The 17,421-nt window shown below is 71.4% G+C and carries 12 protein-coding genes; 6 read left to right on the top strand and 6 right to left on the bottom strand.

The window, feature by feature from the left end; genetic code table 11:
* Positions 1 to 69: 69 nt before the first annotated feature.
* Positions 70 to 1,629: an APC family permease gene (locus ABXJ52_RS15895; protein ID WP_367042954.1), complete on the top strand. Its 1,560-nt coding sequence runs from the start codon at positions 70 to 72 to the stop codon at positions 1,627 to 1,629.
* A gap of 3 nt (positions 1,630 to 1,632) precedes the next feature.
* Here the strand turns inward: ABXJ52_RS15895 and ABXJ52_RS15890 are convergent, their stop codons facing one another.
* From ABXJ52_RS15890 to ABXJ52_RS15875, 4 genes are all read right to left on the bottom strand, one after another.
* Positions 1,633 to 2,493: a hypothetical protein gene (locus ABXJ52_RS15890; protein ID WP_367042953.1), complete on the bottom strand. Its 861-nt coding sequence runs from the start codon at positions 2,491 to 2,493 to the stop codon at positions 1,633 to 1,635.
* A 99-nt stretch (positions 2,494 to 2,592) separates the two neighbouring features.
* On the bottom strand, positions 2,593 to 4,134 hold the full coding sequence (locus tag ABXJ52_RS15885) for a CehA/McbA family metallohydrolase (protein WP_367042952.1): 1,542 nt from the start codon (positions 4,132 to 4,134) through the stop codon (positions 2,593 to 2,595).
* A 129-nt stretch (positions 4,135 to 4,263) separates the two neighbouring features.
* On the bottom strand, positions 4,264 to 4,617 hold the full coding sequence (locus ABXJ52_RS15880) for a hypothetical protein (protein ID WP_367042950.1): 354 nt from the start codon (positions 4,615 to 4,617) through the stop codon (positions 4,264 to 4,266).
* Between the two features lie 32 nt (positions 4,618 to 4,649).
* Positions 4,650 to 5,066, bottom strand: a complete 417-nt coding sequence (locus tag ABXJ52_RS15875) for an ankyrin repeat domain-containing protein (protein ID WP_367042948.1) — start codon at positions 5,064 to 5,066, stop codon at positions 4,650 to 4,652.
* 131 nt (positions 5,067 to 5,197) lie between these two features.
* Here ABXJ52_RS15875 and ABXJ52_RS15870 point away from each other — a divergent pair, with 131 nt between their 5' ends.
* From ABXJ52_RS15870 to ABXJ52_RS15860, 3 genes are read left to right on the top strand one after another with little or no spacing between them, the layout of a single operon-like run.
* Complete coding sequence (locus ABXJ52_RS15870) at positions 5,198 to 5,740, top strand: hypothetical protein (RefSeq protein ID WP_367042946.1); 543 nt, start codon at positions 5,198 to 5,200, stop codon at positions 5,738 to 5,740.
* A gap of 32 nt (positions 5,741 to 5,772) precedes the next feature.
* Positions 5,773 to 6,660, top strand: coding sequence for a TIGR03619 family F420-dependent LLM class oxidoreductase (locus ABXJ52_RS15865; protein ID WP_367042944.1), 888 nt, complete (start codon positions 5,773 to 5,775; stop codon positions 6,658 to 6,660).
* A gap of 53 nt (positions 6,661 to 6,713) precedes the next feature.
* On the top strand, positions 6,714 to 9,347 hold the full coding sequence (locus ABXJ52_RS15860) for a bifunctional FO biosynthesis protein CofGH (RefSeq protein WP_367042942.1): 2,634 nt from the start codon (positions 6,714 to 6,716) through the stop codon (positions 9,345 to 9,347).
* Between the two features lie 38 nt (positions 9,348 to 9,385).
* Here ABXJ52_RS15860 and ABXJ52_RS15855 read toward each other — a convergent pair whose 3' ends face one another.
* Complete coding sequence (locus ABXJ52_RS15855) at positions 9,386 to 10,789, bottom strand: FG-GAP-like repeat-containing protein (RefSeq protein WP_367042940.1); 1,404 nt, start codon at positions 10,787 to 10,789, stop codon at positions 9,386 to 9,388.
* 240 nt (positions 10,790 to 11,029) lie between these two features.
* Here ABXJ52_RS15855 and ABXJ52_RS15850 point away from each other — a divergent pair, with 240 nt between their 5' ends.
* The gene (locus ABXJ52_RS15850) at positions 11,030 to 14,335 is read left to right on the top strand and encodes a tetratricopeptide repeat protein (protein WP_367042938.1); all 3,306 of its coding nucleotides are present in this window, start codon (positions 11,030 to 11,032) and stop codon (positions 14,333 to 14,335) included.
* A gap of 166 nt (positions 14,336 to 14,501) precedes the next feature.
* Positions 14,502 to 15,620: an ADP-ribosylglycohydrolase family protein gene (locus ABXJ52_RS15845; protein ID WP_367042936.1), complete on the top strand. Its 1,119-nt coding sequence runs from the start codon at positions 14,502 to 14,504 to the stop codon at positions 15,618 to 15,620.
* A 74-nt stretch (positions 15,621 to 15,694) separates the two neighbouring features.
* On the opposite strand, the gene ABXJ52_RS15840 is transcribed toward ABXJ52_RS15845, so the two are convergent.
* Positions 15,695 to 17,272: a sodium:solute symporter family protein gene (locus tag ABXJ52_RS15840; protein WP_367042934.1), complete on the bottom strand. Its 1,578-nt coding sequence runs from the start codon at positions 17,270 to 17,272 to the stop codon at positions 15,695 to 15,697.
* Positions 17,273 to 17,421: the final 149 nt, after the last annotated feature.

The following is a 17,421-nucleotide window of genomic DNA, read 5'->3' as shown; positions in this document are numbered from 1 at the left end:
GATTGCAAGACGCCAGATGCGGATCTCGACCCTCCGTATGTGGAAACCGCAGCCCTTAACGTCCTGTTCATGACCCAGTTGGACGTACGGCCCCAGGCCGGAGACACGGTAAACGGCGCCCCCGACGGGGGCGTACGCGCCAAAGGGCTCGGCGGTAACTCCGTCGGCCTCATGGGCAGCGCCGTCATCGGCATCTCGACCGTCGCCCCCGTCTATTGCCTGACGTCGACCCTCGGCTCCACGGCCGGTGAGGTCGGCCTCGCCATGCCCGCGGTCTTCCTCGCGGGCTTCCTGCCGATGCTCCTGGTGGCCTTCGCCTACCGCGAGCTCAACAAGGCCATGCCGGACTGCGGCACGTCCTTCACCTGGACGGTCAAGGCCTTCGGCCCGCGGATCGGCTGGATGTGCGGCTGGGGCCTGGTCATCGCCACGATCATCGTCCTGTCGAACCTCGCAGGGGTGGCGACCTCATACTTCTGGCTCCTGGCCGGCGAGATCACGAGCAGTGACTCGGTGGCGGCCCTCGACGACAACAAGGCCGTCCACATCCTCACGTGCCTGGGCCTCATCGCCGCGGCGACCGCGATCAGCTATCGCGGGATGACGGCCACGAAGGGCGTGCAGTACGCGCTGGTGGGCTTGCAGCTGGTGGTGCTCGCGCTCTTCGTCGTGATGGCCCTCGGCAAGGCCCGCAGCGGTGACATCGCCGGTTCCATGGACTTCTCCTGGTCCTGGCTGAACCCGTTCTCCGTCCAGTCCTTCGGCGCCTTCACGGCCGGCCTCTCCCTGTCGATCTTCATGTTCTGGGGATGGGACGCGTGTCTGACCGCCAATGAGGAGACCACCGGCAGCGAGAAGACCCCGGGCCGCGCGGCGCTCATCTCGATGGTCGTCCTGATCGGCTCCTACCTCGCCACCGGCATCGCGGCCCAGATGGCCGTCGGTTCCGGCGACAAGGGCCTCGGCCTCGCCAACCCGGACACCTCCGACAACGTCTTCGCCGCGCTCGCCGGGCCCATCATGGGCAACGGCCTTGGCATCCTGCTCTTCGTCGCGGTCCTCGCGTCGGCCGCCGCGAGCCTGCAGACCACGTTCATCCCGGTGGCGCGCACGGTCCTCGCCATGTCGACGTACGAGGCGCTTCCCGCCTCCTACGCGCGCGTGCACCCCCGGTTCAAGACCCCGGGCCGCGCGACGGTCGTCGCGGGCGTCGCGACCGGCGTCTTCTACACGGTCATGACGCTGGTCTCCGAGCACGTCCTGGTCGACACGATCTACGCCCTCGGCCTCATGATCTGCTTCTACTACGCGCTGACGGCCTTCGCCTGCGCGTGGTACTTCCGCCGCGCACTGTTCTCCTCCGTACGCGACTTCGCCTTCAAGGGCTTCTTCCCGGTGTTCGGCGGCATCCTGCTGACCGCGGTCTTCGTCAAGACGCTCGTGGACATGTGGAACCCCGCCTACGGCAGCGGCTCCTCCGTCTTCGGTGTCGGCTCGGTCTTCGTGATCGGCGTGGGCCTGCTGCTGGTCGGCGTGGTGATCATGCTGGTGATGGGCCGCAAGAGCCCCGCGTTCTTCCGGGGCGAGGTCCTGAAGCGGGACACTCCGGCGCTGGTCGTCGCGGACTGACGCTCAGCGCCCGAGGAGGCTGTGCAGCGACGCCTTCAGGCCGGTGATGAAGGCGTCGCGGTGTTCCTGGGGGATGAGGTCCAGGGACAGGTAGGGGTTGAGGTCCTCCAGCTCGACCAGGAGCAGGTCCCCTGAGCGCGTGCGGCAGGCGTCGACGCGCTGGATGCCGTGGTCGATGGTGTTCCAGTCGATGAACCGCTGGGCGAAGGCCAGGTCGGCGGGGGTCGGGGTGTAGAGCTCCAGGGCCCAGCGCTTGTCCGGGTGCGGTGCGTGGAGTGCGTACTGGAACGTGGCGTCGACGAAGTAGAACGACAACTCGTACGCGAAGTCGATGCGTGGCTGGATGAGGAGCGTGCCGTCGGCCTTGGTGGCGGCGTGGGTCTCCAGCTCGGCCCGGGTCAGGAACTCCAGGCCTATCGAGTCCGCGCCCTGCTTGGGCTTGATGACGTACTCCGCCGTGGCCGGGAGCTTCCCCACGTCCGCCAGGCGGTCGACCGTCGGGATCACCGGGTGGCCCTGCGCCGTCAGGTCGACGAGGTACTGCTTGCCCGCCATGTCCGCGCTGCCGGTCAGCTGGTTGTACACGCGGGTTTCCGAGGCGAGCGCCTGGGTGCGGAAGGCGTCGAAGGCCGCCTGGTAGTTCAGGACCGGGCCGCTGTTGCGGATCAGCACCGCGTCGAAGGAGTCCATCAGCGCCGCCGCGTCCAGCGGGTGGCACAGCGCCGTGTCGAAGTCCTCGCGGAGGCGGGAGGCGAGCGCGATGTCCTCGTCGCAGTACCGGCGGCCCCGCGCCTCGTAGGCGAGGTCGGTGACGAGCAGGACGCGGGGCCGCCTGGGCTCAGGGGACGGCGGGGTGGACGGCATGGGGGCTCTCCTGGGGCAGCGGGGGCAGCGGGGGCGGCGGCTTCGGATCTTCGACCCTATGAAGGTCGCCCTGGCCCCGCCCCGCCGCCCCCGAAGTGACTAGCTCCGGCCCAGGAACACCGGGTTCGTGAACGCCCGCAGCGGGCCCGGGAGCCCCGTCGTCACCGGGGCGTGGCGGACCTCGGCCCGTACGTAGGCGGCGTACGACGGCGTGGTGCGCCACTCCGCCGTGCCGGTCCCGGAGGCGGGCAGCGCGGGGCCGGTGAAGAGCACGCCCTGGTCCGTGACGAAGCGGATCGTGCAGCCGGGGGCGCCCGTGACGTCCAGGCGGACCGTCACCGGGGCGTCCTGCTCGACGTGGAGGCGTTCGCCGATGCCCGCCTGCTTGCCCCTGCCGCCGGTGGCGGTGAACTCGAGCGTGACGTCCTTGGTCTCGGCGACGTAGCTGCGGCCCGCCCGGATGCCCGCCTGGATCGCCTCGCGGGACAGGTCGTCCGCGAGGACCACCGTCTGCGGGGTGCCGATGGGGTCGGGGTCGCGGTGGGCGTCGCTGTTGCCCATGGCCGGGATCCAGCGCCCCCGGCCCCGGACCGAGGCGACCAGGGTGCTGTCCCAGTCGGCGAGGGCGATCTCGTCGTCCGGGGTGTAGGGGCCGTTCCACGCCTCGATCACGTCCGCTTCCCCGAAGCCGAACTTCCAGTTGCAGCCGATGCAGGTGGCGTGCGGGTGGGCGGGGACGACGAGGCCGCCCGCGTCACGGATCTCGCGGGCGTACTTGCCGAAGCGGTTGTCGCGTGCGCGGTAGCGCCAGTCGATGAACGTGCCGGGGTCGGTGCCGAGGGCGACCACGTGGCCGTTGCGCGTGGTGACCTCCTCGCCCAGCATCACGAGGAGGTCGTCGCCCGCGGCTTCGGCCCAATGGGCGTGCGCGGAGTGCGTGTTGTGCTCGGAGGAGTTGATGAAGTCGAGGCCGGCCGCGCGCGCGAGGGCGGCGATCTCCGCCGGGGTGCGCCTGCCGTCCGAGTGCCAGGAGTGCAGATGGCAGTCGCCGCGGTACCAGGCCCGGCCCCGGCCCTTCGCCCGCTCCGGCGGGTAGGCGGGCTTCGGCGTCCTGCCGGGCGCCCCGTACTTGAGGGTGATCGTGACCTCGTAGGGCAGGCCCTGCGGTGCGACGGTGTAGGGGCCGAGTGCGATGTTCCAGGTGCCCGCCTTGACCGGGCCCGGGATGTAGCCGGGCGTGGCCTCGTCGGCGCGGATGAAGAACTCCGTGCGCGCGCCGCCCGACCAGCCGCGGAAGCCCTTGCCGCCGAGTGCGGTGCCGCGCTGGTCGAAGATGCCGATGTCCAGGGCGTTGCCCTGGGTGCCCGCCGGGACGGTGACCTTCTCGTAGGTGTACGCGACGTGGATCTCCCGTACGCCGTCGGGTACTTCGACCGGCAGGTACACGAAGTCGGGCGATCCGGTGGGCAGCGTGCCGCGCACCACCTTGGTCTCGTCGCCGCTTTTGGGGTCACGCCCTGCTGCGCTCGCGAAGCTCACGGTGTTCAACGTAAGCGCGGCGGCGGCTCCCGTCACGAGCAGACCGCGTCGGTTCAGCGGTGTGTTGGCGGGTCTGGTCCCGTGGTGTTCGTCCTCGCACATGTGTCGGCTCCCCAGGGTGTCGGAAGGGACTGCAGGGCAACCCTGGTATTCAGCCGTGAACTCTGCGGCAAGGGAAGGCAATTGACAGACTTCTGCGGGGTGTCGGGCGAGGGCGCCGGTCCGCCGCTCTCAGACGCCGCGGCGGGCCCTGCGGGTGCGGCGCAGGACGAGCAGGACGATGAGGAGGGGGACGAGTACGAGGGCGGCGATGATGACGCCCTCGACCAGCCCGAGCGACCCGCCCTTCCCCTTCCCCTTCTTCTTTTTCCGGGGCTTGGGCTTCGACTCGTCCGCGCCGGGAGCGGCCGGCGCCGCCGCCGGGGCGGAAGCCGCAGCTGACGTGGAGAGCGCTGCCGACGTGGAGGCGGTTGCTGACGTGGAGGCCGCTGCGGTCCGTGGCGGGGCCGCGTACGCGCCGGCGGAGGCGGTCCCGCCAAGGAGCGCACCGAGCAGCAGCAGTACGGTCGCGAAGCGAAGTCGCATGACGGAACCCTAGGGGAAGCGCGGCCCCGCGCCTAGGCGCTAGCGCCCGCCGCTCGAAGCGCCGCGGCCGTCTCCTGGTGTGAGCCGTGGGTCGCCCAGTACAGCGGGGTGTTGCCCGTGCCGTGGTCCTCGCGGAGGTTCGGGTCCGCGCCGTGCGCGAGGAGTTCACGGACGGCGTCGGTGTGGCCCCAGCACGCGGCCCCGCACAGGGGCGTGCCCTGGTCGCCGTGGCCGCTCTCGGAGTCGGGGTCCGCGCCTGCCGCCAGGAGTGCCCGGACGGCGGGCGCCGCGCCGTGGACGGAAGCGCCGTACAGCGGTGTCGTGCCGTCGGCGTCGGCGGCCTTGGGGTCCGCGCCCGCGCGCAGCAGCGCTCTCACTTCGGTGGTGCGGCCCTCCTGGGCCGCCAGGACCAGCTTGGCCGACATCTTCTTGCGGCGCCTTCGGCTCATGAGGGCAGGGTAATTCGGCGGGCGCGTGAGGCGGTCGGATTTTTCCCTCCGCCGGGCGGCGGAGGCGTACGGGCCACGATCCGCCCGTACGGCGATGTGGCGGCCCGGTGCCCGCGGCCAGCATGGCTGCCATGCCACTGAAGCTGACCGCACTGCCCGACGTCCCCCGGTGGGCCGCGCTCGCCGCCCACGCCGTGCCCCTGGCCACCCTGCCCTCCGGGCTGTGGCGGGTCGCGCTCGTCGCCGGGCTTCCGATGGCGGACATGCCCGTCGAAGGCTGGGGCGAGACGCTCTACGTCCTGGGCCTCAGCGTCGTCTCCGAATGCCTCGCCCTGTTGACGCTCGGCCTGGTGCGGGGGTGGGGCGAGGTCGTGCCGGGGTGGGTACCGCTGATCGGCGGCCGCCGGGTGCGGCCGCTGGCCGCGGTGGTCCCGGCGCTGCTCGGAGCCGCCGGCCTCTTCTTGATCACGGGCTGGTTCGTCTACGCCGCATACGCGGATCTGGGCCCCGGAGTAACGGACAACGCCATCCGGCAGACGATCCTCGTCGCCTGCTACGCGCCCCTGCTCCTATGGGCGCCACTGCTGATCGCGGTGACGGTCGCGTACTACCGACGACGGACGAGAGGAGCGGGCCCGGCATGGACTCCTGTGTCGGTGGCGGCTAGTAAGTGAGGCCCGTCGCTCTTGGATCCGGAGGCCACCACATGCGAGTTGCCGCCACCCTTTACCTCACCGACCAAACCATCACCCCGATCCGCCTGGCCCAGGAGCTGGAGCTGCGAGGGTTCGCGGGGGTCTATCTGCCCGAGCACTCCCATATCCCCGTGTCCCGCGAGACCCCGTACCCCGGCGGTGAACTCCCGCCCGAGTGCGCCCGCATGCTCAACCCCTTCGTCGCCCTCGCGCAGGCCGCCGCCGTCACGGAGCGGCTCGGGCTCGGCACGAACATCACGCTCGTCGGGCAGCACGACCCGATCGACCTGGCCAAGCAGATCGCGACCCTCGACCACCTCTCCGGCGGCCGTTTCACCCTCGGTATCGGCTACGGCTGGAACAAGGAAGAGGCCGCCGACCACGGCGTCGAGTGGCGCACCCGGCGCGCGCTCGTGCGGGACCGGATGGCTGTCATGCGGGCCCTGTGGGCGGAGGAACCCACCTCGTACGAGGGGGAGTTCGCGCGTGTGCGGGCCAGCGATGCCCTGCCGAAGCCCAGGCGTGCGCCGCGCCCGCGGCCTGGAGGCCCTCTGCACGGCCCCCGCACCCTCATCGGCGGAGCCGCAGGCCCCAAGCTCTTCGCGCAGATCGCGGAGTACGCCGACGGCTGGCTGCCCATCGGCGGCGCAGGGCTGCGCGAGAACCTCCCCGCCCTGCGCACCGCCTGGGCGGATGCGGGCCGGGACCCCGCGCAGCTGTACGTGGCGCTCTCCGCCGTGCAGCCGACCGAGGGCAAGCTCGCCCACTACGCGGAACTCGGCGTGGACGAGGTCATCGTGCAACTCCCGGCGGGCGGAGAAACGGAGGTGCTGCGCGCGCTGGATGGATTCCAGCCATACGTGCAGCCGATACGTGCACCCCACACCCGCCTGCGGTGACCGGCACTGACCTGTAGCTGTTTCTCCGCGCGGTCGCTCGTATGCTCGGACGCATGACCAACAGCGCGCCGCAGGACAAAGCACCCCAGGGGCCGGCGCCGGCGCCGGCACGACCCACCGCGAACGCCATGCGCCGCGCGCTCAAACGCGCAAGGGACGGCGTCGCGCTCGACACCGCGGAGGCCGCCGTGCTGCTCCAGGCACGCGGCGACGACCTGAAGGACCTCGCCGCGTCCGCCGCACGGGTGCGCGACGCGGGCCTCGCCGCGGCGGGGCGCCCCGGCGTCATCACGTACTCGAAGAGTGTCTTCATCCCGCTGACCCGGCTGTGCCGGGACAAGTGCCACTACTGCACGTTCGCGACCGTCCCCGGCAAGCTGCGGCGCGAGGGCCACGGCATGTTCATGTCCCCGGACGAGGTCCTCGACATCGCGCGACGCGGGGCCGAGATGGGCTGCAAGGAAGCCCTGATCACCCTCGGCGACAAGCCCGAGGACCGCTGGCCGGAAGCACGGGAGTGGCTGGAGGCAGCGGGATACGACGACACGATCGCGTACGTACGCGCCATCTCGATCCGCATCCTGGAGGAGACGGGTCTGCTGCCGCACCTCAACCCGGGCGTCATGACGTGGACGGACTTCCAGCGCCTCAAGCCGGTCGCGCCCAGCATGGGGATGATGCTGGAGACCACCTCCGAGCGGCTGTGGTCCGAGCCGGGCCAGCCGCACTACGGCTCGCCCGACAAGGAACCGGCCGTACGGCTGCGGGTGTTGGAGGACGCGGGGCGCTCGTCCGTGCCCTTCACGAGCGGCCTGCTCATCGGGATCGGGGAGACGTACGAGGAGCGCGCGCAGTCGCTGTTCGCGCTGCGCCGCGTGTCGCGCTCGTACCACGGCATCCAGGAACTGATCATCCAGAACTTCCGCGCCAAGCCGGACACGGCGATGCGCGGCATGCCGGACGCCGAGCTCGACGACCTGGTCGCGACGGTCGCCGTGGCCCGGCACATCATGGGCCCGTCGGGCTGCCTCCAGGCGCCGCCCAATCTCGTCGACGGCGAGTACGACCGCCTCATCGGCGCGGGCATCGACGACTGGGGCGGCGTCTCGCCGGTCACGATCGACCACGTGAACCCCGAGAAGCCCTGGCCGCAGCTCGACGAGCTGGCCGAGCAGTCGGCCGCAGCGGGCTTCCGCCTGGAGGAACGGCTGTGTGTCTACCCGGAGTTCGTGCAGCGCGGTGAGCCGTGGCTCGACCCGCGGCTCCTGCCGCACGTGCGGGCGCTCGCCGACCCGGAGACGGGACTCGCGCGCCCCGACGCGGTCGTGGAGGGCCACCCGTGGCAGGAGCCCGACGAGGGTTACGTCGCCGCCTCCGGCCGGACCGACCTGCACCGCACCATCGACACGACGGGCCGCACGTCCGACCGGCGCGACGACTTCGACGAGGTGTACGGCGACTGGGAGGCCCTGCGCGAGCAGGCCGCGCCCGGCATGGTCCCCTCGCGCATCGACGGCGACGTACGGGCCGCCTTGAAGACGGCCGCCGACGACCCGACGCGCCTGACGGACGAGCAGGCGCTCGCCCTGCTGCACGCCGACGGGCCCGCCCTGGACGCGCTGTGCTCCGTCGCGGACGATCTGCGCAAGTCGGTGGTCGGCGACGACGTCACGTACATCGTCACGCGCAACATCAACTTCACGAACGTCTGTTACACCGGCTGCCGCTTCTGCGCCTTCGCCCAGCGCCGCACGGACGCGGACGCATACACGCTCTCCCTGGACCAGGTCGCGGACCGGGCCCAGCAGGCGTGGGAGGTCGGCGCCACCGAGGTGTGCATGCAGGGCGGCATCCACCCGGACCTGCCCGGCAGCGCGTACTTCGACATCGCGCGGGCCGTGAAGGAGCGCGTGCCGGGCATGCACGTGCACGCCTTCTCGCCGATGGAGGTCGTGAACGGCGCGACCAGGACCGGACTTTCGATACGGGACTGGCTGAGCGCGGCGAAGGAAGCGGGCCTGGACTCGATCCCCGGCACCGCCGCGGAGATCCTCGACGACGAGGTGCGCTGGGTCCTGACGAAGGGCAAGCTGCCGACGGCGACATGGATCGAGGTCGTGAGCACGGCCCACGAGCTGGGCATCCGCTCCTCGTCCACGATGATGTACGGACATGTGGACCAGCCGCGCCACTGGCTCGGGCACTTCCGCACGCTGGCCGGGATGCAGCGGGACGCGCTGGCCAAGGGAGTCGAGGGCTTCACGGAGTTCGTGACGCTGCCCTTCATCCACACGAACGCGCCGGTCTATCTGGCGGGCATCGCGCGTCCGGGGCCGACCACCCGCGACAACCGCGCGGTGGTGGCGATGGCGCGGCTGCTGCTGCACCCGCACATCCCCAACATCCAGACCAGCTGGGTGAAGCTCGGCACGGAGGGCGCGGCGGAGATGCTGCGCTCGGGGGCGAACGACCTGGGCGGCACGCTGATGGAGGAGACCATCTCCCGGATGGCGGGCTCCAGTTATGGCTCGTACCGCTCGGTGAAGGACCTCGTCGCGATCGCGGAGGAGGCGGGGCGCCCGGCGAAGCCGCGGACGACGCTGTACGGCGAGGTGCCGGTGGAGCGCCGGGAGGCGGCCGCCGCGTCGGACGGCCACCTCCCGGAGCTGCTGCCGGTACTGGAGTAAGTCGTACCGGGGGAGGGGTCAGGAGTCAGGGGCAGGGGTCAGCCGGCGAGCTCGTCGCCGAAGAGGGCCCCTGCCTCCGGGGTGCCGAGCGACGACGGGCTGAACGACGTGATGCCGGTCGTGGTCAGGCCCGCGCCCGCGCCGCGCAGCAGCCAGGCCGCGCCCGAGTCCTTGGTCGTGCCGTCCTCCTGCGGGGTGCCCACGGTCAGGTCGGCGCGGCCGTCCTTGTTGACGTCGGTGAGCTGGACGGCGGTACCGAAGGCGTCGTCCTTTTCCGAGACGCCGGGGACGTTCGCCGTCGTCTGGTTGAAGGCCTGGGCGCCGGTGCCGGTCAGGCCGTTCGCGCCGCCCTTGAGCAGGACGACCGCGCCGGCGTCCTCGACGGTGTCGAGGTTCTCGCCGGGCACGCCGACAACGATGTCCTGGTAGCCGTCACCGGTCACGTCGCCCGCGGTCACGGAGTAGCCGAACTGGTCGCCCTTGTCGGGGCTGTTGATCTCGCCCTCCTCGCCGACGCCCGGGACGCCCGCGGTGTCCTGGTCGATCTTCGCGGTGCGGGTGGAGAAGCCGGTCTTGGAGCCGTAGACGACCCGGATCGCACCCGCGTCGTACGCCTGTACCTCGGAGACCTCGTCGACTTCCCGGGCCACCAGGTCGCCGTACCCGTCCTTGTTGACGTCGGCGATGACGCCGTTCGTCGTGAACTTCTTGGTCTGCGTCGACGTCTTGGCGAGGCCGTCCTCGCTGCCCTTCCACAGGCGCGATGAGTGCTGCATCTCCTCGAAGCCGTGGCTGGTGACGAGGTCGTCGGCGCCGTCACCGGTCACGTCGCCCACCATGAGGTCCTGGGGGCCGTCGTCCTGGTTGTCGACGGACGTGGTGGACGCGGGCTTCCCGTCGCGGGTGAAGGGGCCGTAGCGCACCTCCAGGGTGGACGAGGAGTTGGCGACGAGGTCGGCCTTGCCGTCGCCGTTGAAGTCGCCGGACTTCAGGTCGTTCACGTACTCGCCCGGCAGCTCGCCGCCCTGGGTCAGGCCGTTCGCGGAGCCCCAGAGCACCGCGTCGCCCTTGCCGTTGTTCACGGTGAGGTCGGTGTACCCGTCGCCGTCGAGGTCGGCGGCCTCGGTGTTCGCACCGAAGCCCCCGTCCTGCTCGGGGTCGCCGGGCACGCCCGCGGTGGTGCGGTCGACCTGCTTGGCGTGCGCGGTGTCGGCGCCGGACGCCGAGCCGTACACGATCGATACGTAGCCGGCGCCGGACGTGCCGTTCACGGCGCCGCGGGGCGCGGAGACGGCGAGGTCGGCGTATCCGTCGTGGTTGAAGTCGGTCACGGGCTTGCCCGCCGCGGTGGGCGCCGCGGCGGCGGAACCGGCCGTGGCGACGACCGCGAACGGGGTGGCGAGCGCGGTGACCGCGACGGCGGCTATGAGTGAGCGACGCACTTGTCCTCCTGTGGGGAAACTGCTGTGACACCAGAGGAGACCGGCGTACGGGAGGGGTGGTTGTACCCCGCAGGTTTCTTGTTACGTCGCCCGGACATTCCTGTTACGTTGCCCGCTGTTTCCCGCCACCGGTTCCGGCCCGCCCTCTGGGGGAGCGGTGGAACACTGGGCGCAAGGTCTGTCGGGTGCGCGGGGAGGGTGGGGCCTGTGGTGGCGTCGGCGGGGGCTCAGCAGCCGTCCATGCAGGAGTTGATCCGCCGCCGGAGGCGGGCGGGTTTCGTCGGACGCACAGGTGAACTCGACGCCTTCCGCGCCAACTTCGACGTGCCGGCGGCCGACGACCGGCACCGTTTCCTGTTCCACGTCCACGGGATCGGCGGTGTCGGCAAGACGTCGCTGGTGCGCGAGTGGGAGCAACTGGCCCGTGAGCGTGGCGCCTTGACCGCGTACGTCGACGAGGCCGTGGGCAGCGTGCCCGAGGCGATGGCGGCGATCAGCTCACAGTTCGCCCTGCAGGGCCGCCGCTGCAAGGAACTCACCCGGCTTCTGGCGACCCACCGCGAGCGCCGCCACGAAGCCGAGTCGGTCTCGGCGGCGGTGCTGCCCGACCCGGGTCCGGAGCCTGGGCCCTTGGCGGTGCCCGCGCCTTCGACGGGCAGCATGACCGCGGCTCGCGCGAGCCTGGTGGGCCTCGGGCTCATCCCGGGCGTGGGCGCCTTCGCGGGCGCGGTCGACCCCGGCCAACTCGCCATGGGAGCCGACCGGTTGCGCGCCGGTCTGAGCGCACGCCTCAGCAACCAGGACGACGTCCAGCTGGTCCTCTCCCCGGAGCGGGTCCTCACGCCGGTCCTCCTGAACGAACTCGCCGATGCGGGAAAGGGGACGCCGTGGATCGTCCTCTTCTTCGACACGTACGAGAGGACGGCGCCGTTCCTGGACGGCTGGCTGCACGACGTGATGCTCACCGACCGGCACGGCGCGCTGCCCGCCAACGTGGTCGTGGTGACGGCGGGCCAGCAGCCCTTCGACGCGGCCAGGTGGGGTGGCTACGGCGACTTCGTCATGGACGTGCCGCTCGGCCCCTTCACGGAGCTGGAGACACGGGGGCTGCTCGCCGGAAAGGGAGTGGTGGCGGAGCCGGTGGTGGAGGAGGTCCTGCGGCTCTCCGGCGGCCTGCCCGTCCTGGTCTCCACCCTCGCCGAGGGCAGGCCCGCCGCCCCGGACGACGTCGGCGACCCGAGCGCCACCGCTGTGGAGCGTTTCCTGAAGTGGGAGCGGGACCCCGTACGCAGGGCGGTGGCGTTGTCGTGCGCGCTGCCGAGGCGCCTTGACGCGGATGTGTTCCGGGCGGCGGTGGAGGGGGTCTGTGCGGAGACCGAGGTGCCGGGGCTCTTCGGGTGGCTGCGGGGGCTGCCGTTCGTGAGCGACCGGGGTGATCGGGTGCAGTACCACGATGTGGTGCGGGCGCCGATGCTGCGGTCGCAGCGCAAGGGGTCGCCGCGGGGGTGGGCGCAGGCGCACGCTCGCCTTGCGGGGACGTTCGGCGGGTGGCGGGCGGAAGCGGCGGCGGGGCGCGACGCCGCCGAGTTGTGGCAGGACGAGCCGTGGCGGGAGCTGCGGCTCGCGGAGTCGTATCACCTGCTGTGCGCGGGGGAGCGGGAGGCGTTGCCCGTCGTGCTGCGGGACGTCGTCGACGCGTGTGACGTGGGCGAGGTCGTGGCGCGGCGCTGGGCGCGGGTGCTTGTGGACGCCGGGGAGGACGCCGACGCCGCGGCGGCCGGGCGGTGGGGGCGGGACCTGACGGCCGCGCTGAGCGCGAACGCGTGCGTGGACGCCCTGGGGCTCCTCGCCGACCGTGCCGGGTTCGCTGCCGGCGGGCAGGCGTTCGCGCGGATGCTGCGGGGTCGCGACCTTCGCAACAGCGGGGCGTACGACCAGGCGCTGGCCGAGTACGACCGTGCTCTCGGCCTCGATCCGCGGCTGGCGCGGGCCTACTACGGCCGGGGGGTGACCCGGGCCCTGCAAGGGGAATTCGCCGCCGCGGTCGGTGAGTTCGACCTGGCGCTCGCCATCACGCCGGACGACGCCCAGGCCCTCAACGACCGGGGTGAAGCCCACCGCGTCCTCGGCCACTGGGAGGAGGCGGTCCGTGACCTGGACCGCGCGATCGGGATCGATCCGTCGGACGCGTTCGCCTGGGCGTCCCGGGGCGTCGCACGCTCCGGCCTGGGACAGGACGACGCGGCGCTCGCCGACCTTGACCGGGCGGTGGAACTCGACCCGGAGTACGCGTGGGCACTGGCGCGCCGTGCGCGGCTGCGACGTTCCCGCGGGGAGCACGCGCAGCAGATGGCGGACCTCGACCGCGCGGCCCGTGTGTCCCCGCGGTCGGCGTTCGTGGCCTGCGAGCGGGGTGACGCCCTGCGCACCGCGGAGCGGCCGGAGGAGGCTCTCGCGGAGTACGACCGGGCGATCGGCCTCAGCGATACGTACGCCTCGGCGTACGCGAGCCGCGGAGCGGCACTGGACGACCTCGGGCGGCGGGAGGAGGCGCTGGCCGACCTGGACCGGGCCGTTGAACTCGAACCGTCCAACGCCTGGGCGCTGGCCCGCAGGTCCAACGTGCACCGGGGCCTTTCCGACCACGAGCGCGCGTTCGCCGACGCCGACCGGGCCAGCGTCCTGTGGCCCGACAGCGAGTGGGTCCTGTACCAGCGCGCGGCGGCGCTGAACGACCTGAAGCGGTACGAGGAGGCCCGCTCCGGTCTCGACCGTGTCCTCGAAATCGACCCCGGCAACCAGCTGGCGCGCGTCATGCGTGGCTCGGTGCTGCGCAGACTCGGCCACTACGAGGAGGCGTCGGCGGACCTCGACCGTGCCATCGAGGCGGAGCCGGGCAACGGCTGGGCGGTCATCGTCCGTGCGCTGACCCGGCTTGCCACCGGGCACTGGGAGCAGGCCATGGCCGACATCGCGTGTTACGCCGAGATCGGCTACGACCCGGACTGGGTGCGCCGCAAGACCGCCGCTGTCTACATGTGGACCGGCCGTCCCGAGCGGGCGCTCGACGTCCTGAAGGCCGAGGCTCCCGGCGGGAACCCGGACGACGCCGAGGAGTTGGCCAAGGCGTACCGCATGACCGGTCAGTGGAACCGCGCCCGGGAGGCGGCGCTGACGCTGCGCGCGCAGGACGCGGCGTACGCGGCGCTCGCGTTGGCTCTGGCGGCGAGCGGCGCGGACGGGGTGCGTGCCGCAGCCCCGCTGTGGCAGGAGGCCACCCGCCTCTGGCAGGCAGAGGACCCGCGGCCCGGCGCGCGCGACTGTCTGTACGTGGTGTCCGGCGCGGCCCTGGCCGACTGGCCGGCGCTCGACGCGAGCCTGGAGCGCGTACTGACCGCGGCGGCGCCCGAAGTGGAGTGGGACGACCTGGCCGAACTCGCCGACCTGCTCACCGAGATCGTGCGCGCCCCGGGCGCGGACCGGACCCGCCTGGCGCCGCGCCTGGCCAGGGTGACCGCGGCCAGGGACGCTTTCCGGCAGCGGTGAGCGTCTGCGGAGATCCATGAAAGCCCTGGTGAAGGCCGGTCAAAAGTGATCTGAAGGGCGTCTCCTTAGATATCGCATCGACCCCGAACCGACCGTTCTCGGTCGATTACAGTGCTGCGCAGAAGACGCACAGAAGTGCAGGGGGCGAGCCACGAGAGGAGGTGCCGTGAGCACCGCAGCAGCCACCGGAGTCTGGGGCCGCGCCGAGCAGCAGGACTTCCGCAGCCGGGTCCGGGGCACGCTGCTCGGGGCCGCCGTCGGGGACGCGCTGGGCGCGCCCGTCGACTCACTGAGCCTCGACGGGATACGGGAGGCCCACGGCGCCGAGGGGCTCACCGAACCCGCCCCCGCCCACGGCAGGCGCGGCGCGGTCACCGCCGCCACGCAGCTGACCCTCTTCACGGTCGACGGACTCATACGCGCCCAGGTGCGGCGCGACACCGGCGCCTGGCATCCGCCCACCGATCTGCACCGTGCCTACCGCCGCTGGGCGGCCACCCAGAGCGACTGGGGCCCCGACGAGCGGCGCAAGGAAGACGGGTGGCTGGCCCGCGAGGAGTGGCTCTACTCGCGCCGCTCGCCCGCCCGCGCCTGTCTGGTCGGGCTCGGGGACGAGCACATGGGGACGCTCGAAGCCCCCAAGAACCCGGAGGAACAGGGAGCCGAGGCCGTCACCCGGTCCGCTCCCTTCGGGCTCCTGGTCGGCTGGGAGCCGCAACTGGTGCTCCAGCTCGCCGTGGAGTGCGCCGTACAGACGCACGGGCACCCCACCGCCTACCTCGCCGCGGGCGCGCACACCGTCCTCGTGCACGGTCTGGCCCGCGGTGAGTCCCTGGACGGAGCCATCCAGCGGGCGCTCGCCCTGCTGGCCGCCCGGCCCGGCCACCAGCCCGTGACCGACGCGCTGAAACACGCCCTGGGAGCCGTGCGGCAGGGGATGCCCACTCCCTCCCGGGTGGAGGAACTGATGGGCGACGGGGGAGCCGAGGGCGCGCTCGCCGCCGCCGTCTACTGCGCTCTCGTGGGCGAGGACATCCGGCACGGGCTGCGGCTCGCCGTCAATCACGGGGGCGCGTCGGCTGCCGCGGGCGCCCTGTGCGGGGCACTGCTCGGCGCGCTGCACGGCGAGACCGCGCTGCCTCCGGGCTGGCTCACGGAGCTGGAGGGACGGGCCACGATCCTTGAGCTGGCGGACGACTTCGCGATGGAGATGACACAGGGGCCCGCGCTGCACGGGCCGGCGGTGTCGTCGCCGGGGTGGCTCGCAAGGTATCCGCGGGCGTGAGGTGAGCAAGAACGCCGGACAGGCAGTTATCAACCTGTCCGGCGTTTGAGGACGAACTCGGCGAAGCCGGTGATCTACGGCAACGGACCGCGCGGGGCCACCACTTCGTCCGCCGCCTCGGCCGGGGGCGGAACAACTGCTGAACCGGCGGAGCCATCCCCATCCGTATTGATCTTCTCGATGATCGCGTCCCGCTCCGGAGTGTCCTCCGGCCTCAGATAGCCGACCAGGATGTAGAGGACCAGCGAGACCGCCAGCGGGATCGAGACCTGGTACTCCAGCGGCACCCCGCCCTCGACGCTCCAGTTGATCGGGTAGTTGACCAGCCAGAAGGCGAGCAGCCCCATCGACCAGCTGGTCAGCGCCGCGGTCGGCCCGGACTTGCGGAACGTGCGCAGCAGACCCAGCATCATCGGGATCGCGATCGGGCCCATCAGGCCCGCCACCCACTTGATGACGACCGTGATGATGTCCTTGAAGGTGGGGGAGTTGACCTGGGTGGCCACCGCCATCGAGAGCCCCAGGAAGATCACCGTCGTCAGACGGGCCGCGAGCAGGCCCGAGCGTTCGTTCCAGCGCCTTGCCTGCCGGGAGAGCACCGGCGCCACGTCCCGCGTGAACACCGCAGCGATGGCGTTGGCGTCCGAGGAGCACATGGCCATCGTGTGCGAGAAGAAGCCGACGATGACCAGGCCCAACAGGCCGTGAGGCAGCAGCTGTTCGGTCATCAGGGCGTACGAGTCGGAGCCGTCGGGCTTCTTCGCGTCCACCAGGAGCGGGGACATCCACATGGGGAAGAAGAGGATGACCGGCCACACCAGCCACAGGATCGCCGAGAGCCGTGCCGAGCGCGCGGCCTCGCGGGGGCTCGACGTGGCCATGTAGCGCTGGGCCTGGTTGAGCATGCCGCCGTTGTACTCGAAGAGCTTGATGAAGAGGAACGCGAGCAGGAAGATCGTCCCGTACGGCCCGACCAACGGCTCTGCGTGGCCCTGGAGTTCGGGCTCGTCCCAGACGCCGAAGAAGCCGCCGTGCGGCCCGAGCTTCGACACCACAGCTACGAACATGGCGATACCGGCCAGGAGTTGGATGATGAACTGGCCGAGCTCGGTGAGCGCGTCGGCCCACAGGCCGCCGATGGTGCAGTAGATGGCGGTGATCACGCCGGTGATCAGGATGCCCTGGTTGATCGAGATGCCGGTGAAGACGGACAGCAGGGTGGCGATGGCCGCCCACTTGGCCGCCACGTCCACGATCTTCAGGAGCATTCCGGACCAGGCGAGGGCCTGCTGTGTCTTCAGGTTGTAGCGGTTCTTGAGGTATTCGAGCGGCGATGCCACGTGCAGCCGTGAGCGGAGCCGGTTGATGCGGGGCGCGAAGAGCTTCGAGCCGATGGCGATGCCGAGCGCGATCGGGAAGGACCAGGTGATGAAGGACGTGACGCCGTAGGTGTACGCGATGCCCGCGTACCCGGTGAACATCACCGCGCTGTAGCCGGACATGTGGTGCGAGATGCCGGACAGCCACCAGGGCATCTTGCCGCCCGCGGTGAAGAAGTCGCTCACGTTGTCCACGCGCTTGTGGGACCAGACGCCGATCGCGACCATGATGCCGAAGTAGCCGATGAGCACGGCCCAGTCGAGACTGTTCATGTGCCCCCTCCAGGGGTCCGCCTTGTGAACTGCGCTGAAATGCCGTGCACTTCGCCAGTTTCGTGACATACGGACGTGGGCGGCCTTGAAGTGCCCGCTCATCGTGGGTTCGGGCGTGCGCTGCCGACAACCGCCCGTGAGGTCAAGAG

It is taken from the genome of Streptomyces sp. Je 1-332 (genome assembly GCF_040730185.1).
Lineage (GTDB): Bacteria > Actinomycetota > Actinomycetes > Streptomycetales > Streptomycetaceae > Streptomyces.
The sequence above is the reverse complement of the archived record's forward strand: the minus strand, read 5'-3'. Positions and strand labels throughout refer to the sequence as shown.